Raw genomic sequence first — 19,630 nt, 5'->3', positions numbered from 1 at the left:
ATCTCCTGATAATTAACCCCGCCCTTGGGTTCTGTTTTTGTTAGGTGCAGCGTTTTTAGCAATATAGTCAATAATCAGGCCGGCAACATCTTTTCCTGTCGCCCTTTCGATACCTTCCAAACCCGGAGAGGAATTGACTTCCATCACCACAGCGCCATGATTGGAGCGCAGTAGATCAACACCGCAAACCCGCAAACCCATGGCTTTGGCCGCACGGATTGCTGTCGAGCGTTCTTCAGGGGTGATTTTGATCAGCTCGGCCTGACCACCACGATGCAGGTTGGAACGAAACTCCCCGGGGGCGGCCTGGCGCTTCATCGCCGCAACCACCTTGTCACCAATAACAAAGCAGCGAATATCAGCCCCTCCGGCTTCCTTGATGTACTCCTGAACCATGATGTTGGCTTTCAAACCCATAAAAGCCTGGATCACACTTTCCGCAGCCTTTTCTGTTTCTGCCAAAACCACTCCTATGCCCTGAGTGCCTTCCAATAGCTTAATTACCAGAGGAGCACCACCGACCATGCGGATCAAATCAGGAATATCATCAGGTGAGTGGGCAAAACCAGTGACAGGCAGGCCTATCCCTTTGCGTGACAGCAGCTGTAGGGAGCGCAGCTTGTCTCTTGAGCGGGTAATGGCTACGGACTCATTGAGTGTATAGACACCCATCATTTCAAACTGACGGACAACAGCTGCCCCATAAAAGGTGATGGAAGCACCGATGCGAGGAATCACGGCATCAAAGTGCTCCAGGTCTTCACCCTTGTAGTGAATAGTGGGCTTATGGGAGGCAATATTCATATAGCACCGCAGGGTATCGATAACCCTGGCTGTATGCCCACGCTCTTCAGCTGCTTCCAGCAGACGGCGTGTGGAATAAAGAGAGGCACTACGAGACAAGAGGGCAAAATGCATAGAGATCCTACCAAAAAGTTCAGGACTGGCTGAGCAGATAGCTGGCACCAGGAGCAACTACAAAATGTTCTTCCATCGCTGTACGGCCAAGCAGCATAGGGTATTTCATCCGCGAACGATCGGCCAGAGTGAGCTGAATTTTCTGGCGAACTGGCCCCAGTTGCATCCACAGGCGCACTACATAGCGGGTACTTTCATCGCCGTTGGAACTGCGTACTGGGCGACGGTCATAGACTGGCAAAACCAGAGTCATCGGCTCGTCTTTGTCTTCCAGTTGGTTACAGGTAACAAAACTCACCCAAAGCTGATCTTTACGCATCAGCGGGGTGATCTCTTGCGCATGCAAACTGGAGGTTTTGGCTCCGGTATCCACCTTGGCACGAACTTCCAATTGGTGCTCTGGAAACCAGATTTTTTCCCGAGCACCAATAAGGTGACAGCCTTCCAGCCAGAACGTCCGGGATTTTTTTTTATGATGACTCATCCAACAGCATCTCAAGTGATTGGTTATTTATTGGCCAGAGCGGCCAGCCGCCCGAAGGACTTTAGGTTGATCCACTTTTACTGAAGTTATCCACATGCCTGTCCACCCGATTTGTGGGTAAAGCCTGTTTATGGAAAATGAACCACTTCAGTATTCCAATCGCCATTGGCTTGTAAGTCCAACCAGCGTAAGCCAGCGGGAGTCTGTAGATCCAACTGAAACTCATCTTTTTGGGGCGCAAACTGCACCGCCGTGGCTGGCGTGGAAAAAACCTGCGCACCCCGGTGTTCCCAGCTTTGTTCCTGGTGAACATGACCGCAGATAATCACAGGTGGGCAGGTGGCTTTTTCGACCCTTTGCCAAAAATCTTCATTTTGCTCCAGGGCCAAAGCATCCATCCAGGCACTACGCACAGCCAGAGGGTGATGATGCATGGCTATCAATAAAGGTTGTTGTTGCTCAAGGGCCACTTGCAAACGCTCCAACTCCTGAGTGCCCAAGCGTCCTGAAGCCGAACCCGGTTGACGGGTATTCAAGCCCAAAAACTGCCAACCCTGCTGCTGAAATTCAAAAACAGGGGCTGCCCAGGGTGCCATCAATTCAGGGTCATCATGATTGCCAGGCAACCAGAACCAGGGCAAGGCACTCTTATTTAACTCTGTGGCTAGCCAAGCATAGGTGGCTGCAGCTTCATCCTGGGCCAGGTCACCGGTTAGCAGAAGCAGATCAGCCTTTAGCTCCTGGACTTTTTCCAGAGCCTGCAGAAAACGCTTGCGAGTATCCACGCCTTTGAAAAGGGCACCAGGCTCGGCCAATAAATGTAGATCAGTCAGTTGAATAACACGCAGCTTTTCAGCCATTGTCGATCTCCACTGCCAAACTATAGCCCTTGTCGAGCGCAAAGCGCAGCAATTCCCGCAAGAAGTCATTAACCTGGACCTTCTCATCGGGGTGGAACATGGCGTCATTGGGATAGGCATAACGCCCTTCTCTGGCTTGGCGCTGCTGAAAAGCAATCACTTCCGTCAAACGCACATCATGATAGCTGCGTATTTGCATCACGGCCGGGTAGAGATGTGGGTGGCTGTTACCAATATCCAGACGCAGCTCAAGAAGCTCTGTCCAGCGGCTTTTTTCCAACTGCCGAAGACTCATCGAACCCAGGTCACGTCCTGCTGAGCGTAAACCCAGCACCACCTGCTCCTGAGTTTGCCCAGGCCAAAGGCGCTGCAACAGCAAATAGTTGGCCGCAGCATCTCTTTGCAGACGCTGAAGCTCAGCCACATATCGCCTCATCGGGGATACTCCTGTTGCAGGCGTTGAAAGTTGGCCTGTAACCATTGCAGGCCGATCAGACTCATGGAATTGGCCGCCCGTCCACGGCAGGCTTCCGCAAAAGCCTCTTCACGTGTCATCACTCTAACCAGAATATCTTCATTTTCATCTTCCAAACCATGTACACCCCCGGCATTACTGGCATCCACTATACCCAAAAAAAGAATAACCTCTTCGTCAGTTCCGCCAGGGCTGGAAAAGTAGGTAAAGAGTTGTTCCAGCGCCTGGATCTCCAAACCGGCCTCTTCAAAAGCCTCTCGCTTGGCAACTTCTTCTGGACGCTCACCGGTTTCAACCAAACCGGCAATCAGTTCGATCAACCAGGGACCCTGGGGATTTTGCAAGGCACCCACCCTGAATTGTTCTACCATGACCACTTGGTCAAGTCGCGGATCATAAGCCAAAACACCAACTGCCTGTCCTCGATAGAGGAGTTCACGACTCATCACTGGCGTCCAGTCACCAGCAAAACGCTGATGCTTCAAACGCAACTTGTGCATACTGAAAAAGCCCTGGTAGACAGGCTTGTTTTCAACCAGCTGATAATCCTCTGGTTGCCAGGAATCTACTGTCATTCACAACTCCTGATGGTAAATTATACGGCTATTGATTTTTCCAACCTGCCGGAGCCAAGTATGCAAGGTCGCTACACCCAACGCTGGCGTGATCCTGCCAAGGATCCCCGAGCCGAGTCAAAAACCAATCTGATTACTTTGCAAGGCTATCAAAAATTGCGCTCAACCAGGGATTTTTTATGGCGGGTTCGGCATCCAGAACTGGCAGCCAAGGTACAAGAGGCAGCCGCCAATGGTGATCGAAGTGAAAACGCGGATTATACCTACAATAAACGCGAACTGAATCGCACTTTATCAAGAATTGCCTATTTGGATAAGCGCTTGGATGAACTTAAAGTTGTGGACCAATTACCGGCCGATCAAAGCCGTGTTTACTTTGGTGCCTGGGTTACTCTAGAGGATGAAGAAGGCCAGGAAGAAATCTGGCGACTGGTCGGTCCGGATGAGGCCGATGCCAGCCAGGGTCTGATGAGCATTGATGCCCCCAGAGCCCTGCTGCTACTCGGCAAGCACTTGGATGATGAGATAGAACTACCCACCCCTGACGGCAAGGCGTTTTTCCAGATTACAAAAATTCGTTACTGCTGACGCTGATTATTCAGGCTGTCAATAAAATTGCTGGCCAACAGATGCAGATTAGCAACCTGGTTATCCAGTTTGTCGGATTCATGTCGGGCAGCTTCCCCAGCGGTCACTGATTTCTCAGCCAATTCAGCCAGCTCACCAACTTGACGCCTGGTTTGTTCGCTCAAGGCTGACTGCTGGTGAGTCATATCTGACACTTCAACAGCCAGCTGATTGATCTGGGCCACAGCACTCAAAACCTCTTCCAAAGAAGTGCGCATATCTTCAGCCAGATTAACTGTTTTTTGAGAGGCTTGAACACCCTTCTCAATAGCTGCAACAGACCCCTGGGTGTCCTCTTGAAGCTGATTGATAATGGTACGCACCTGCTGGGTGGATTCATGAGTACGTTGTGCCAAACCTCGGACTTCATCAGCAACGACTGCAAAGCCGCGTCCAGCCTCACCGGCTCTGGCGGCTTCTATGGCCGCATTAAGCGCCAGCAAATTGGTTTGCTCAGCAACATTGGTAATCACATCTATGACAGTACCTATTTGTTCACTGCTTGCAGCCAGACTGGCAACCTGCTTCTTGGCCACTTCCAACTCTTCAGATTGGCTTGCAATGGCTTCAGCAACCTCAGCAATGCGTTCTTGGCCCTCGCGTGTTGCCGATTGTGATTGGCTGGCAGCAGCTGCTGTTCTTTCGGTACTTGCCATCACGCTTTCCAGGCTTTGCATTTGTTCTTGCATGGCTGAGCGTATTTCAGTCACCCGCCCTCCCTGCTCTTCCAAATAATGGAAGGCTTCATGCAATTTTTCATCAGAACGGGATTTGCTACGTCTTAAATAGCTGGAATTATTGTGCAAGCGAGACACTACCGCCCGCAACTCAGAAGAGCGGGTGCGCAGTGCAAAATCCATTGCACCCAGTTCATCTTGGCGGCCGGTATAAAGAAATTGCATCACTGGGCTGGCATTGATGCGCTCGGCGGCTGTTTTAAGGCGTTTAAGGCCTTTCAATTGATTGGCCAGGAGCCCAGTAGTGACCAGGCCAGCAACTAAAAGCGCACCACTGACCCAGCCCTGGCCCAAACCGGCCAGGATAGCCGCAGCTATTAGGGCTGGAAGACTGCCTGTCAGCAAGACCTTCATGTGCAGCGACAAACCTGGCCGTTTTATAAGAGCTGGAGTTTTGCCTTGCCGCCACTGCCGATAGAGTTTTTCTGCACGGGAAATGCTTTTTTGAGTCGCAGCGATACGTACTGACTGGTACTCAACGATCTTGCCGTCACGACGAATGGGGGTGACATAGGCATCCACCCAGTAGTGATCGCCATTCTTACAGCGGTTCTTAACCAGCCCTTTCCAGGAACGCCCCTTACCCAGGGTGTCCCACAAGTCTTTGAAGGCTTCAGGTGGCATGTCTGGATGACGAATCAGGTTATGGTTTTGACCGACCAACTCTTTACGCTCATAGCCTGAAATTTTGACAAAAGCATCGTTGGCAAAAGTGATGATGCCCCGTAAATCAGTGATGGTGATCAACTGCTCATCATCAGAAACCCGCACTTCCGCGCCGGTAACCGGTTCATTGATTCTCATTAGGTCGCTCCCCAGATTAAAACTCGCCTTCCTTGGAGTGCAGCAATATTAGACCAAGGCGTGCTAAAGGTTGAACCCGACACTTTAGTCGGGGGAGCCCAGATGCGCTATTGACTTCAATCAATGAAAAATAAAACAATTAACCAGAACTTACTTTTTCTCTCTCATTTCTTCCTGATGCTTCTGAAGCTGGGAGAAAAGCACATCCAGTTGATTTTGTAGCCCTTCATACACTTTGGATAAAGTGAAAGGGTCAGCACCCTGTCTGATTAGGATTTCCAGCTCTCTGGCCAGAGCACAGGGTTCTTCAGCAGCAAAGGTGGCCAACAGGCTTTTGAGAGTGTGAGCAGCTTGCTTAAGGGACTGTAAGTCTTTTTCCTGCCAGGCCTGTTCAAGTTTTTGCTGATGCTCAGGGTATTCATCAATAAAAGTCTCCAAAGCCATCACCAGCAGACTTTCATCGGCACCCAAGACCTCAACCGCCCTTTGCCAATCAAAAAGTGAGGAAGCTGGCTCCTGCAAAGGCGGCTCTTCATCAGCCATAGCTTCTTCAAGAAGACTCGCTGCCTGATCAAGCAGGTCATCAAATTCACCAGGAACCACTGCTTCTTTAACTGTTTCTGGACGATATTCAGCGATAACCCGGTCAATTTCCCTGTAGAGCAACAGCGGGTTAACTGGTTTAGGGATATAACCTTGCATGCCCTCTGCCAGACATTTTTCACGGTCACCCTGCATGGCATTGGCTGTCATGGCGACTATAGGTGTCATGGGCAATTTACGTTGCTGCTCTTCCTGCCGCCATCGTCGGGTTGCTTCCAGGCCATCCATCACCGGCATCATGATGTCCATCAGCACCAAATCATAAGATTGTTGAGCCAGAAGCTCCAAAGCCTCATGACCGTCGGCAGCTCGTGTAACCTGATGCTGGCACTTTTCCAAAAGCTTGAAAGCTACCTTCTGGTTAACCGGATTGTCGTCGACCAGAAGAATATTCAAACCGGTAAGAAAGCATGTCGGGTCTCCTTTGGACCCTGCTGCGTTAGACTGTGCTTTTTGACCAATCAAATAACTCAGCAAAGCCTTGAGTTCAGTGGAAATGATCGGTTTACTTAAATAACCCGCCAGGCCGAGCGCCCGACAACGTTGAGCATCACCAGTTTCTGCAGCTGTAGTCAGAATAACCACCGGGATACTTCCAAAACGCTGATCCTGGCCGATTCTTTCGGCAACTTGAAAGCCATTGAGCCCCGGCATCTGGGCATCCACGAGAACCAAGTCAAAAGGCCTCTGCTCATCACAGGCATGACGAAGCAAAAATAACCCTTCAGGCCCTGAGGTGGCTGTTTCCTGCTCGACACCCAGTTGACTTAACATCGCAGCCAGCATACGTTGATTGACTGGCTCATCATCAATGACCAAAACCCGTAGGTCATTAAATTCCAAAGGCTTTTCATCACCTGGACTTACTTCTGAGGAAGCTGGCAGGGGTAATCGCAGACGTATGACAAAGCGGGAGCCCTCGTTGAGTTGACTAGTAACAGAAACCTCGCCACCCATCATCTCAGTCAGTTGTCTGACAATCGATAACCCCAGACCGGTTCCTTCAAACTGGCGATTTGATTCAGAGTCTACCTGCTCAAAGGGTTCAAACACTTTCCTCAAAGCCTCAGCAGACATCCCTATCCCGGTATCCGTTACTTCCAGATCTATCAAAGCTTCTGTTGGCTGGAGGTCAACACAAGTTACCTTTAAATAGACGCCACCCATTTGAGTAAATTTGATGGCATTGCCCAACAAGTTAATCAGCATTTGCCGCAGGCGCGAAGGATCGCCATAGACAAAGCGAGGCAAGTTCGCGGACATCTCATATTGCAGTTGCAGCTCTTTGACTTTGGCTCTATTGATCAGACTGCGGACCGTCTGGCCCAGCATTTCGGGTAAATCAAAGACCCTGGGCTGCAAGTCGAGCTTACCCGCTTCAATTTTTGATAGATCCAACAGGTGGTTAATAATTTCCAGTAGATGCTCAGCAGAAAGCCGAGCCAGATCCAGGTTTTCTCTTTGTTCTTTTTCCAGCTCCGTCGCCAACACCAAATCCAGCATGCCAATAATGCCATTCATAGGCGTGCGAATTTCATGACTCATATTAGCCAGGAACTGACTTTTGGTTTTACTGGCCTGGTGGGCTGTATCCAACTCATTCAGGAGGCATTTCAGGGCCTCCTGGGTGCTGGTGTCCAGTATTTGTGGTTCTTGAGCGTTCGCGACTTTATAAAGCTTGGCTTTTGCTTGTGAGGGATCCATAGGTCTTGCCTTCTTTGAGGTCAGTCACAAGTTCCCAAGATTTAAGCCGGTGTTGAGCGTTTACGAAAGTGATCCAGTACCGAAACCGCCAGCTCGTCAGCATCAAATTTGGCAATAAACCTGTCCGCACCTACTTTTTGAACCATGGATTCATTGAAAACACCGGAGAGCGACGAGTGCATCAGAATAAATAGCTGCTGCATACGCGCGTCCTGTTTAACGTTACGAGTTAGGGTATAGCCATCCATTTCCGGCATTTCAATATCTGAGATCATCATCAGATACTCTTCATAAGGGTCCTTCCCTTCTTCCAGCATTGCCTGCAGATGCTCCAAAGCTTGAAGACCATCTTTCAGCAACACAGCTTCCAGCTCTACTTTTTCAAGACAGCGTTTAATCTGGTTGCGTGCAACCACTGAATCATCAACGACCAGCACCTTACGTGGTATCTGGGAAGCTTTCAGTTCGCTTAGGTCTTCATCAAATTGGGTTTTAAAGTCTTCAGGTGCCGGGGTTACTTCAGAGATAACCTTTTCAACATCAATGATTTCCACCAGTTTACCTTCATGACGAGTCACGGAGGTTAAATAATGGCGATGGCCTATTCCCTTGGGCGGCAGGAGAATCTCACTCCATTCCATATTGACGATGTTATCGATGCGATCAACAAGAAAGCCCTGCATCTTACGGTTGTATTCACAAACGATAACTTGTTGTTTGCGAGGGTCTTGAACCTTGCCTGACTGAATAGCACTAAGCAAATCAAGAATAGGTAGCGAGCCATCCATTGTATTGGCTACACCCGCAACATGGGGGTGATGGTAGGGAAGTTGAGTCAGTGGCGGGCAGGGCATAATCTTCTTTACCTTGAAGACATTAATCCCATAAAGCTGGCCATTTTGTAAACGAAAAAGCAAAAGCTCCAGACGGTTTTCACCGGCCATCTGGGTACGCTGGTTAACATTGTTCAACAGCTTGCTCATCAGGCGGGTCTCCCTAGCCTTAATGTTTTAGAAGCATTGAACCCTGAACAACCTGTCAACGCAATACATTTTTACATTTTGCAACGTGTTGCAGTGCAATAATTCAGATCAATCCACGCATAAAAGGGTCAACTGAAGAGAGGTCAGTACGCTGTTCCACCCGCAGGGCATCAATTCCCCACAGGGTGGCTGGATTAATTTTAACCTTTTCCGTGGCATCACAAACATAGCGAACTTCTATTTCACCTTCCCGTAAGTCTCTTTTTCGAGGTGAAGGATACATATAGCCATCAGAACGTCGAATGCTCGCCACCATAGGGGATTTGGGGTGATCAGTACGCCCGATTACAACGGCCAGATCATCATTACTCAAGCGCACATAGATGCCAGGTGGATAGAGCCCCAACTCCATGATAAATAGCTCTGTGAGCTTGCCATCAAAGGCTCGGCCCCTTTGCTGGAAAAGATCTTTGAGAGAATCTTTCAGTTTTAAAGGGCCACGGTAACCACGCGGTGTCACCATGGCCGAATAGACATCTCCCAATGCCAGAATTCTGGCTTCACGCCGAATAGCATTGCCTTTTAGCCCCAAGGGGTAGCCACTGCCATCCAGTTTTTCATGATGCTGAGTCACCAACTCCAACCAGAGCTCATCATCTACTCCAGCGACTCTTAGCATTTCAGCGCTAATCAACGGGTGTCGATTGATCAGATCTTTTTGAGCAGGCAGCAAGGGCCCTTTTTGCTGGTCCAGGCGTTTCTGGAAAGGGTTCATGGCCAGGTTGCAGGTTAAAGCAGCTCCCAGAACACTTAAGCGTGTTTCCTGATCAACCTTCAAGCGGGCCAAAATCAGCTCGGTCAAGACGGCGATCTGCATTGGATGCTGAATGGGGTATTCAAAGCTTTCTGTTAAATGGACGGCGCCGAGTAGCGCATCAGCATCATAGTGAACAAGGCCCTGAAGGCTGGCAATGAACCGATGAAAGCGTTTAATCAATAATCCGGTAGGAAAATGTTGCCCTGCTTCGATGCGTTTAAAGATTGCTTCCAGCTGCACACAAAGATCATCAAATTCAGCAAAAGGGTTAACCTTACCCTTCAGGCGTACTGGTTGAACCAGAGCTTGATTGATTTGCTTGGCAAAATAACCCACCTGTTCTAGAAGCCTTTTAAAGTCTTCCGAATCGATGGGGCTGCCCTTTTCAACCAGTAGACTCCCCTTGCTGTCACAAATGCTCCAGGGTGTTGGCTGGCCAACCACCAGATCCCCTGACGCAATTTTTAACAGCTCAAAATCTTTTGTTAACATTTTGTTTCTCAAAGACACGATTAAACTGGACATTAGAAGGAGTGCCTCTTGATGTCAATAGGTGTTATTTTTAATCGGAGGGCTTCACCTTCGCCTAGTCAACTTCCATCAAAATTTGATTCACCCAAATCTGGCTCTCCAGCCAAACCCGGTTCAGACGCTCTATCAATTCAGACGATTTGCCTGACATTTTTGCTTGTTCAAAAGCCTGCACAAGACTCAGCAATTGGCCCAGGCGGCCTGCTCTGGAGACCAGGGCTGCCTTGAAATCACTACTAAGAGGCAACTCTTGCAGCAAGTCCTGCATGGGCATGCCCATAAGTAGGTCCATCATTGACATGAGTCCAGCCATAAAAGCCTGACGCTCACCAACACCACTCACACTGGCCGCCAAACGCTCGCACATGGCTGCACGCGTTAAAGCCTTGGGCAAAGAAAGCCGGTTGGCAGCCCCGTTATTCGCCAACATCACTGTGGTTACCAGGCTTTTGACTCTATCCAGCCCCAGGGTATTGAGCGCCTGATGAATGGTAGTGACTTCAGATCTCCGTCTGTAGAGCGGGGAATTGGTTAGCTTGAGCAACAAAAAGGCCAAGTGAGGGTCTTGGGCAATCAAGGGTTCCAGCACTCGATAGTCAGGCTCAGGGGCTTGAATTTCGGCAAGAATACGTATCTGAGCACTGCGATTGCCACTGCGTTCCAAGGTCGCTGCCTGGGTAACTTCAGGCCGCGCGTAAAAATATCCCTGAAAATAATCAAATCCCAATTCACGGCAGCGCTCAAAGATTGTCCAGTCTTCAACACGTCGTGCCAGCAGCTGTAGCCCCCGGCTTTTGAATTCGGCGAGTTGCCCGGTATCCAAAGGCTTCAGCAAGTCCACCTTGATAACATCAACCACTTCAAGCAAAGCCAGGTTTTGGGGGGTCATTGCAAAGGCAGCCAGGGCAACACGATAACCCAGCTGACGTAAATTTTTGAGGGCTGCAAGCAGGTCAGCATCAGGCTGAGGGTCGAGAACCTCTATAACCAGTTGTCCGGTCGGCGGCGGCAGGTTTTCAGGGTGTAAGACCCATTCGCGGGGCGCAATAAAAAACAATTCCCGTTGACCGACCAGTTTTTCCAAGCCCAATTCGTAGAAAGCGGTATGGCACACCCGGGCAGTCGCCATCAGATGATCATCAATTCGTGCTGCCTGCTCATTGGATGCGGCACGATAAAGCAACTCATCAGCCTGGTGACGCAGTTCTGCATTGCAGATGGGCTGCAAGGCCACACAATAAGCCTGGTTATTGAAAAGCAATTGCTTACTCACAAGTCGTTTTGACTCCTACAGCCAATCTTGGAAGCTAACAGCATTATAAAAAATGGCTGTCATTGCCACTTAAATATGTCATTTATTTGTTAAACCACCCCCATAAAAAAACGGCCTTCCCGAGAGAAGGCCGCTTTAACTGGTTAAAACTTTAGTTACCGGAAAGCGGAGCCCGGCTGAATCCCCAGTTTTTTGAAGATCATTACCGCTGGACAGAAGCCTGTAAAACTGGCCTGAATCATATTGACAGCAATAAAAGCGGTGAACCAGACAAAGCCCGGATGAACAAAGTGAGTCAACAGTAGACTGATACCTACCATGATTCCAGCAAACAACAAGAGCGCACGATCAACGTTCATGACTGACTTCCTCCTCGAGAAGAAAAACAACTAATTAAGAATTATCTTAATTAGTATACTCTTGCCAACTGGCTTTGCAAGCCTGTCAATTTATTTTCAAAGCTACCTTGGCAACCTCTTTAAACTGGCGAGCAAAATGAACCTCCAGGCCAGCCTGCAGGTAGTCAGGCAATTCATCATAGTCCCGTCGATTGGCCTCAGGAAGAATCAGGGTGGAGACCCCCGAACGCCTGGCCGCTATGACTTTCTCCCGAATCCCTCCCACAGGTAACACCTGCCCGGTTAGGCTTAATTCACCCGTCATAGCCACCTTTTCAGGTTTTCTCTTCAAAGCCAGAGACAATAAAGCCGTTGCCATGGTCACCCCGGCTGAAGGACCATCTTTGGGTGTCGCCCCTTCGGGCACATGCAGGTGAATAAAGGCTTCATTATAAAATTTCGGGTTGGCCCCAAAACTTTTTAAATGCCCCATCACATAGCTGTAGGCAATTTCAGCCGACTCTTTCATGACATCGCCCAGCTTACCGGTCAGCTTAAAACCGCGTGTCAGGGCATGCACCTGATTTGCTTCAATCGATAAGGTGGCACCCCCCATAGAAGTCCAGGCCAGGCCGGTAACCACGCCGACGCCCTTCATCAATTGCTCACTACGGAAAACCGGCGCGCCCAAATAGTCTTCCAAGTTTTTAACGCCAACCCGGACCTCTTTTTTATCCGGGTCTTCGAGCAATTCCACGGCCGCCTTGCGCAGAATGCGGTGCAGTTGTTTTTCCAGTTTGCGGACCCCGGCTTCTCGGGCATAGCCTTCGATAATCTGCTTTAGGGCCGCATCGGTAATATTCAACTGCTTTTTCTTCAAACCGGCGCGTTTCAACAAGCGTGGCCAAAGGTGATGCTTAGCAATGGCCAGTTTTTCTTCAGTGATATAACCGGACAGGCGAATGATTTCCATCCGGTCCAGCAGAGGTCCGGGAATCGTATCCAGTTGGTTGGCTGTACACAGAAAGAGCACCTTGGACAGATCAACACGAACATCCAGATAGTGATCCAGAAAATTGACATTCTGCTCTGGGTCCAGCACTTCCAAAAGGGCCGAAGCCGGGTCGCCTTGAAAGCTGGCTCCCAATTTGTCGATTTCATCCAGCAAAATCACCGGGTTTTCGGTTTCGGCTTCCTTGAGTGCTTGGATCAACTTGCCCGGCAAAGCACCGATATAAGTACGACGATGCCCTTTGATCTCGGCTTCATCCCGCATCCCTCCCACGGAGAAGCGATAGAATTTGCGCTCCAGGGCTTCAGCTATAGAGCGGCCTATCGAGGTTTTACCGACACCGGGCGGGCCCACCAAGAGCACGATGGAGCCGCCAACGTCGCCTTTAAAGTGGCCTTCAGCCAGAAATTCAACGATTCGGTCTTTGACATCCTCCAGACCATCATGGTCTCTATCCAAAACCTGACGGGCATGGCCCAGGTCCAGGTTGTCATCCGAGCGAATGCCCCAGGGCAGACAGGTGATCCAATCCAAATAATTGCGGGTGACGGCATATTCCGGTGAGCCAGATTCCAGCACCGAAAACTTCTGCATTTCTTCATCAATGCGTTTTTGAACCGGCTCAGGAAGCTGCTTACCTTCCAGGCGTTCACGAAACTCATCCACTTCGGCGGTCTTGTCATCCTTGCTGATGCCCAGCTCCCGCTGAATGACTTTAAGCTGCTCACGTAGAAAGAATTCGCGCTGACGGTCCTGAATTTTCTGGTTGACCTCTTCGCTGATTTCACCTTGCAAGCGGGCTACTTCCACCTCTTTGCGCAACAAGGGTAAAACCTTTTGCATCCTGGGCAGCAGAGGCAGGGTTTCCAGTACCTTTTGCAGTTCACGTCCCTTGGCAGAAGTAATGGCTGCAGCAAAGTCAGCCAATGGGCCTGGCTCATTAGGGCTAAAACGATTCAGATAGTGTTTTAGCTCTTCACCGTAAAGGGGGTTGAGTGGCAGCAGCTCCTTAATGCCATTGATCAAAGACAGCGCATAAGCCCTGGCTTCATCACTGGTATCCTTTTGCTCTTTGGGGTAGCTGACTTCAACCAGATAAGGAGGCTTGCGGGAAATCCAGCGCTCTATCTTGAAACGTTTCAAACCCTGGGCAATAAACTGAATACGGTTTTCTTCCATATCCGCCCGATGAACGCGCACTGCAGTACCTATCTGGGGCAGTTGATCCAACTCCAGTTTTTCGGGCGAGGTTTCACCAACATAGATGACGCCCAACACGTGATGGGGTGTTTCACTGACCCGCTCAAGGGTGGATTCCCAGCGTTTACGGGGAATCACCAGAGGCTGAATCTGGGCAGGAAAAAAAGGACGGTTATGAATCGGTAGTAAGTAAATACGTTCCGGCAAGTACTCACCGGAGATCACCAGCTCTCCAGCCTGAGCCTGGGAAGAATCCTGTTGGTCTGTCATGCAAGGGCCTCTTATGGCAACTCAGATTGATCTCTACTTGCCTTGATGCGGCCCTCAACAGGGGATTTCAAGTCTGGGCTAAGTAAAAGCCTTCAGCCACTGGTGCCAAGGCTGGCTGGGATCAGCCAGAGCAACAAAGTCTGGATTGATCAATTCAGGCTTTTGATTGTAAGTCAGGGGTTCTAATTGCCAGTTCAAGAGTTGGCCACCCGCCGCTTCCAGAATGGCCTGAGCGGCAGCGGTATCCCACTCACCTGTTGGCCCCAGACGCGGATAGAAATCAGCAAGACCTTCAGCCAGCCGGCAAAACTTTAATGAACTGCCCAAAGGGCTGGATTCCAGCAGGAGCTTTTGATGGCGTAAAGCAGTCAAGACAGGTTGTAGCTTGTCCAGGCCATGGCGATGACTAGTCAGCAGGTGTAGCTGCTGCCCCTTCAGGGGTCTAACTTGTATCCGTTCCGGTTCAGCGGTTGCAGTTTGTTTCCAAGCGCCCAGTTGACGATCACCCCACCAAAAACAGGCTGTGGTTGGCTGATAAATAATCCCTAGGCTTGCTTGCCCTTGTTCAATCAAAGCGATGTTAACGGTGAACTCATCATTGCGATCCAGAAATTCCTTGGTGCCATCCAAAGGATCAGCCAGCCAATAAGTAGACCAAAGACGCCTTTCTTCCCAAGGGATATCCGCTGCCTCTTCAGAGAGAAGCGGCAGCTCTGGGGTTAGGGCCTGCAAGCCTTGGCTAATAATCTGATGTGCAGCCAGATCAGCTGCAGTGACGGGCGAGGCATCACTTTTTTGCTGGGTTTGCCAGAGCTCCGGCTGCTGGTAGACCTCAAGAATGGCATCACCAGCACGACTGCAAATTGCTTTTAAGCCAGTGATCAGTTGATTCTTATCCTCAAGCACCACCTAACTCCTGCCAGTCTTTCCCGGACCAGTCTTCCTGCTTCAGCCTTTCCTGAGCAATAAATAAAGCGGCGATGGACCGGCCTTCATGAAAGTCATCACGACCGAGCAGGTCACTGATTTTATCCAAAGGATGCAACTCAACTTCCAAGGGCTCAGGCTCGTCCCCTTCCAGCTTGCAAGGATAAAGATCCCTGGCCAGTACCACCTGCATCTTATGGCCCATATAGTTAGGGGCCAGGGACAATTGGGTTAAAGGCTCCAGTTGGCGGGCTCCATAACCGGTTTCTTCCATGAGTTCGCGGTTGGCTGCAACCAGCAGGTCTTCCCCAACTTCAACCAAACCCTTGGGTAGAGCCAACACATAGTCGTGCATGCCACCCGCATATTCACGAATCAGCACCACTTCTCCTTGGTCATTCACAGCGACCACCATGACGGCTCCCAGCCCCTGGCTGACCAGTCGCTCATAATGGCGCTTGGCACCATTGGCAAATTCCAGGTGCATTTCTTCAACCTTGAACAGGCGAGTTTGCGCCACTATCTTACGCTGCAGAATACTGGGACGAACGGGCATGGGTGCCACTCCTTATCTTGAGGGTGCCAAAAGAGAACGGGTTCTGATCAAAGTCAACTTCCGCTACAATTCATACTAGATGATTATCAACTCTATCCCACCGACTCACAAGGCTTGGCATGATCAACTGGCACGCAATCGACACTGTTTTGCTGGATATGGATGGCACTCTGCTGGATCTGCATTTTGACAGTCACTTCTGGCTCGAGCATCTGCCACGCCGTTATGCAGAATTACACAAACTGGATCATCAGGCTGTCCGTGATGAACTCATCCCCAGAATTCTGGCTGAAAAAGGACAACTGAACTGGTACAGCCTGGATTACTGGACGCAGGAACTGGGCGTGGATATAGTCACGCTCAAAAAGGAAATCCAGCATCTGATTGGCTTTAGAGCCGATGCCGTGGATTTTTTGCAATGGCTGAAAGAAGCCCACCCCCGGGTCATCCTGGCAACCAATGCAGATCGCAAAAGCCTAGAGCTCAAACTCCATCTGACCGGACTTGACCAGTATCTGGATGCGATTGTCAGTTCAGCCGATATCGGTATCCCCAAGGAAGAACAGGGTTACTGGCAGGCCTTAATGCAGATTGAACCCTTTGACCCGGCACGCACTCTGTTTATTGACGATAATGAAGAGGTTCTGGAATCAGCCCGGCAGTTTGGTATTACTCAGTTGATCACCATCACTCAACCGGACAGCCAGCTACCCATACGCCAAATGACTGAGTTTCCAGCAGTCACCCGCTTTGCAGAACTTCAACCGGTCAACAAACCGGGAAAGGCAGCCCGCTGAAATGAACAAAACAACTGCAGATCCTAAATCCCAGGAAGTCCGCCTGGATAAATGGCTCTGGGCAGCGCGCTTTTTTAAAACCCGCAGCCTAGCCAAAACCGCTGTTGAAAATGGCAAGGTTGAATATGATGGCCAGCGCCCCAAAGTTAGTCGCCTGGTTGAAGTAGGGGCTCTACTCAAAATCACCCAAGGCTGGGATGTTAAAGAAATTGAAGTTCTGGCCCTCTCCAACCAAAGAGGTCCGGCCAGCGTTGCCCAACAGCTCTATCGGGAAACCGAACAAAGCTTGGAAAAGCGCGCCCAAGAAACTGAAAAGCGCCGTCTTTCCGGCGCTGTACTGCAAGCACCCCAGCACAGACCGGACAAAAAATCCCGTAGACAAATCCAGCGCTTCAAACGACAGGAAACAGAATGACCAACTCCCCCGATTCCACCCGGTCACTGGACCAGGTACAACGCTTTCTTTTTGATTCCACTGCCGTCAGGGGGGAACTTACCCACCTGCAACAAAGCTATCAGGAAGTGCTGGATCGCCATGAATATCCACCTGCCGTTGCCAAGCAGCTAGGCCAACTTCTGGCTGCCGCTGCTCTTTTGACCGCAACGGTTAAACTGGAGGGCACTCTGAGCCTGGAAATTCGTGGACAAGGCCCAGTCAGCCTGATGATGGCCGAATGCAACACGGGTCAGCAGGGCGGTGACCAACTTCGAGGAATTGCCCGCTATCAGGAAACACCCCAAGGCCAGACCCTGCAGGAATTAACCGGCGGTGGACAGCTGGTGATTACCCTTGACCCTTCACAAGGCAAGCGCTATCAGGGCATAGTGGCCCTGGATAAAGAAAACTTGGCCCTGTGTCTGGAAGACTATTTTGCCAACTCAGAACAGTTGCCTACCCGAATCTGGCTGGAAGCAGCTGACCAAAAAGCGGCTGGCTTACTGCTGCAACAACTGCCGGATGATGCCAACAACAAGGACCCGGACGCCTGGAACCGAATCACCCACCTGGCTGCTACCGTTCAAAAAGACGAGCTGCTGGATTTGGAACCCTTGCAACTGCTCCACCGGCTTTACCACGAAGAAACACTCAGGGTTTTTGACCCCCATAACCTGGAATTTGGCTGCACCTGTTCACGAGACAGAACAGCCGATGCCCTGGCCAGTCTGGGCCAAGAAGAGCTCCGTAAAATTATTGAAGAGCAAGGACAGCTAGAAACTCAGTGCCACTTCTGTAATACGGTTTATACTTTTAACAAAAAGGACCTATCGGAGATCTTCAACCAACCCGGTGCAGACAACCTGCCTGAAGGGCATAAACTTCATTAAGCAACCTTGATCTACCGCAAGATTAGGTAGTCATCAATGATCATTTTCTAAGCAGAATGAAAATAAATCCTGCTTATGCTTTGTAATATACTGAATAAAAAGGACTTTTTTCATGTAATGGGCCTACACCGGCTTTTAGTCATTTTTTGACCGAGAGCAAGTCTTCGCCCCTAAAGCTTTTTTTGACATAATAGCCGCCACTTTTCGGGCGACTGAGATACAAAGGCCACCCTTGACTCATGACAAATCTTAACGAGAGCGCTGTGAAAACTTATATCAACCTAAGCAATGCCCAACTGATCGAACTAGCCATTCAACGCGGCGAAGGCCAGCTGGCCAATAACGGAGCCTTGGTAGTCAACACAGGTGAACGTACCGGGCGCTCTCCGTTAGACCGTTTTATAGTGGAAGAGCCCAGCACTTCTGCACAAATTGAATGGGGTGGCATCAACCGTCCTTTTGATGCAGCCAAGTTCAATGCCCTTTGGGAAAAGGTCGATGCCTACCTAAAGGAAAAGGATCAGTTCATTTCTGAACTCCATGTTGGCTCCGACCCCACGCATTATCTGCCCGTTCGTGTCACCACTGAAACAGCTTGGCACAACCTCTTTGGTCGCACCCTGTTTATTCGTCCTGAAGTTTTCAATCCTTCCAGCAAGGAAGAATGGACGATCATGAATGCACCTCATTTTGAGTGCGACCCAGCACGTGATGGCACCAATTCTGACGGCTGTGTCATCCTCAACTTTGCCGAGCGCAAGGTGCTGATTGCGGGCATGCGCTATGCCGGCGAAATGAAAAAAGCCATGTTCTCCGTTCAGAACTTCCTTCTGCCCGATGCTGATGTCCTGCCTATGCACTGCTCAGCAAACGTGGGTGAAGATGGCGAAACTACCCTTTTCTTTGGCCTGTCTGGCACCGGCAAAACCACCCTGTCAGCTGATCCTTCACGCTACCTGATTGGTGATGATGAGCATGGCTGGGGCGTGGGCACCGTATTCAATATTGAAGGCGGCTGCTACGCCAAGTGTATCGACCTATCCCAAAAGAATGAGCCCATTATCTGGGATGCCATCCGCTTTGGCTCCGTCCTGGAAAATGTGGTTCTGGATGATCGTCGCAACCCTGACTATGCCGACGACAGCCTGACTCAAAACTCGCGTGCTGCCTACCCACTGGAGCATGTTGAAAAACGGGTTGTTGAAAATCGTGCCGGTGAGCCCAACGCCATCATTTTCCTGACCTGCGATATGAGCGGTGTACTGCCACCGGTTTCTATCCTGTCTAAAGAAGCAGCGGCTTATCACTTCCTGTCTGGCTACACGGCTAAAGTGGGCTCCACTGAAATGGGTTCCACCTCGGGTTTGGAAGCCACCTTCTCTACCTGCTTCGGCGCTCCCTTCTTCCCAAGGCCAGCACGTGAGTACGCCGATCTTTTAATCAAGCGTATTGAAGCCTTCAACTCTCGTGTTTACCTGGTTAACACCGGTTGGACGGGTGGCTCCTATGGTCAAGGCGGCAACCGCTTCAGTATCCCAACGACCCGCGCCATCGTTAATGCGGTTCAGAATGGTGCTCTGGCTGATGCGGAAACCGAAACTCTGCCAACCCTTAACCTTCAGGTGCCGACTCATGTTCCCGGTGTTGACGCCAGCCTGCTCAACCCTCGTGAAACCTGGGAAGACAAGGATGCCTACGACCGTCAGGCCAAAGAACTGGCAACCATGTTTATTGAAAACTTCCGTAAGTTTTCTGGTGTGGATGACAGTATCATTGCCGCGGGCCCCAAGCTCGGCCAGTAATCCTCGCCACT

Annotated in this window: 19 protein-coding genes; 5 read left to right on the top strand and 14 right to left on the bottom strand. The window is 50.3% G+C overall.

What is annotated here, in order from left to right:
* Nucleotides 1-12 precede the first annotated feature (12 nt).
* The 5 genes from rimK to BM185_RS05230 form a co-directional block, all read right to left on the bottom strand.
* Nucleotides 13-918, bottom strand: coding sequence for a 30S ribosomal protein S6--L-glutamate ligase (gene rimK / locus BM185_RS05250; RefSeq protein WP_091960366.1), 906 nt, complete (start codon nt 916-918; stop codon nt 13-15).
* Between the two features lie 19 nt (nt 919-937).
* A complete protein-coding gene (locus tag BM185_RS05245; RefSeq protein WP_091960363.1) occupies nt 938-1,402 on the bottom strand; it encodes an ATP-dependent zinc protease family protein in 465 nt (154 codons plus the stop codon).
* A gap of 128 nt (nt 1,403-1,530) precedes the next feature.
* Nucleotides 1,531-2,262 carry a metallophosphoesterase gene (locus BM185_RS05240; protein WP_177203480.1) on the bottom strand — a complete coding sequence of 244 codons (732 nt, stop codon included), beginning with the start codon at nt 2,260-2,262 and terminating at the stop codon, nt 1,531-1,533.
* Nucleotides 2,255-2,698 (bottom strand): DUF1249 domain-containing protein, encoded by a 444-nt coding sequence (locus tag BM185_RS05235; protein WP_177203479.1) that lies wholly within the window; start codon nt 2,696-2,698, stop codon nt 2,255-2,257. The genes BM185_RS05240 and BM185_RS05235 overlap by 8 nt, the downstream gene beginning before the upstream one ends.
* Nucleotides 2,695-3,312, bottom strand: coding sequence for an NUDIX domain-containing protein (locus BM185_RS05230; RefSeq protein ID WP_091960358.1), 618 nt, complete (start codon nt 3,310-3,312; stop codon nt 2,695-2,697). The genes BM185_RS05235 and BM185_RS05230 overlap by 4 nt, the downstream gene beginning before the upstream one ends.
* Before the next feature lie 60 nt (nt 3,313-3,372).
* Here BM185_RS05230 and greB point away from each other — a divergent pair, with 60 nt between their 5' ends.
* The gene (gene greB / locus BM185_RS05225; protein WP_091961315.1) at nt 3,373-3,900 is read left to right on the top strand and encodes a transcription elongation factor GreB; all 528 of its coding nucleotides are present in this window, start codon (nt 3,373-3,375) and stop codon (nt 3,898-3,900) included.
* Here greB and BM185_RS05220 read toward each other — a convergent pair.
* The 9 genes from BM185_RS05220 to nudE form a co-directional block, all read right to left on the bottom strand.
* Nucleotides 3,891-5,480 carry a methyl-accepting chemotaxis protein gene (locus tag BM185_RS05220; protein WP_091960357.1) on the bottom strand — a complete coding sequence of 530 codons (1,590 nt, stop codon included), beginning with the start codon at nt 5,478-5,480 and terminating at the stop codon, nt 3,891-3,893. The two genes, greB and BM185_RS05220, sit on opposite strands and share 10 nt — an antisense overlap.
* A 150-nt stretch (nt 5,481-5,630) precedes the next feature.
* The gene (locus BM185_RS05215; RefSeq protein WP_091960355.1) at nt 5,631-7,787 is read right to left on the bottom strand and encodes a hybrid sensor histidine kinase/response regulator; all 2,157 of its coding nucleotides are present in this window, start codon (nt 7,785-7,787) and stop codon (nt 5,631-5,633) included.
* 41 nt (nt 7,788-7,828) lie between these two features.
* A complete protein-coding gene (locus BM185_RS05210) occupies nt 7,829-8,770 on the bottom strand; it encodes a chemotaxis protein CheV (RefSeq protein WP_091960353.1) in 942 nt (313 codons plus the stop codon).
* 103 nt (nt 8,771-8,873) lie between these two features.
* Nucleotides 8,874-10,079 (bottom strand): HD-GYP domain-containing protein, encoded by a 1,206-nt coding sequence (locus BM185_RS05205; RefSeq protein ID WP_177203478.1) that lies wholly within the window; start codon nt 10,077-10,079, stop codon nt 8,874-8,876.
* A gap of 94 nt (nt 10,080-10,173) precedes the next feature.
* Nucleotides 10,174-11,391 (bottom strand): EAL and HDOD domain-containing protein, encoded by a 1,218-nt coding sequence (locus tag BM185_RS05200; RefSeq protein ID WP_091960350.1) that lies wholly within the window; start codon nt 11,389-11,391, stop codon nt 10,174-10,176.
* Between the two features lie 155 nt (nt 11,392-11,546).
* The gene (locus BM185_RS05195; RefSeq protein ID WP_091960348.1) at nt 11,547-11,750 is read right to left on the bottom strand and encodes a YgaP family membrane protein; all 204 of its coding nucleotides are present in this window, start codon (nt 11,748-11,750) and stop codon (nt 11,547-11,549) included.
* Between the two features lie 85 nt (nt 11,751-11,835).
* Nucleotides 11,836-14,211: an endopeptidase La gene (lon, locus tag BM185_RS05190; RefSeq protein ID WP_091960345.1), complete on the bottom strand. Its 2,376-nt coding sequence runs from the start codon at nt 14,209-14,211 to the stop codon at nt 11,836-11,838.
* Nucleotides 14,212-14,289: 78 nt separating this feature from the next.
* Entirely contained in the window at nt 14,290-15,117 is an 828-nt protein-coding gene (gene cysQ / locus BM185_RS05185) for a 3'(2'),5'-bisphosphate nucleotidase CysQ (RefSeq protein WP_091960343.1), read from the bottom strand.
* A complete protein-coding gene (gene nudE / locus BM185_RS05180; RefSeq protein ID WP_091960340.1) occupies nt 15,110-15,694 on the bottom strand; it encodes an ADP compounds hydrolase NudE in 585 nt (194 codons plus the stop codon). The genes cysQ and nudE overlap by 8 nt, the downstream gene beginning before the upstream one ends.
* A 119-nt stretch (nt 15,695-15,813) precedes the next feature.
* Between nudE and yrfG the strand changes: the two genes are divergently transcribed.
* The 4 genes from yrfG (at nt 15,814) to BM185_RS05160 (ending at nt 19,619) form a co-directional block, all read left to right on the top strand.
* Nucleotides 15,814-16,491, top strand: coding sequence for a GMP/IMP nucleotidase (yrfG, locus tag BM185_RS05175; RefSeq protein ID WP_091960337.1), 678 nt, complete (start codon nt 15,814-15,816; stop codon nt 16,489-16,491).
* 1 nt (nt 16,492) lies between these two features.
* Nucleotides 16,493-16,906 carry an RNA-binding S4 domain-containing protein gene (locus BM185_RS05170; protein ID WP_091960334.1) on the top strand — a complete coding sequence of 138 codons (414 nt, stop codon included), beginning with the start codon at nt 16,493-16,495 and terminating at the stop codon, nt 16,904-16,906.
* Complete coding sequence (gene hslO, locus BM185_RS05165; RefSeq protein ID WP_091960331.1) at nt 16,903-17,817, top strand: Hsp33 family molecular chaperone HslO; 915 nt, start codon at nt 16,903-16,905, stop codon at nt 17,815-17,817. Before BM185_RS05170 ends, hslO begins: the two co-directional genes overlap by 4 nt.
* Nucleotides 17,818-18,056: 239 nt before the next feature.
* Entirely contained in the window at nt 18,057-19,619 is a 1,563-nt protein-coding gene (locus tag BM185_RS05160; protein ID WP_091960329.1) for a phosphoenolpyruvate carboxykinase, read from the top strand.
* Nucleotides 19,620-19,630: the final 11 nt, after the last annotated feature.

Origin of the sequence: Marinospirillum celere (assembly GCF_900112235.1) — a bacterium.
Classification (GTDB): domain Bacteria; phylum Pseudomonadota; class Gammaproteobacteria; order Pseudomonadales; family Halomonadaceae; genus Marinospirillum; species Marinospirillum celere.
Note: the sequence above shows the minus strand (reverse complement) of the source record. Positions and strands in the feature narration are given on the sequence as shown.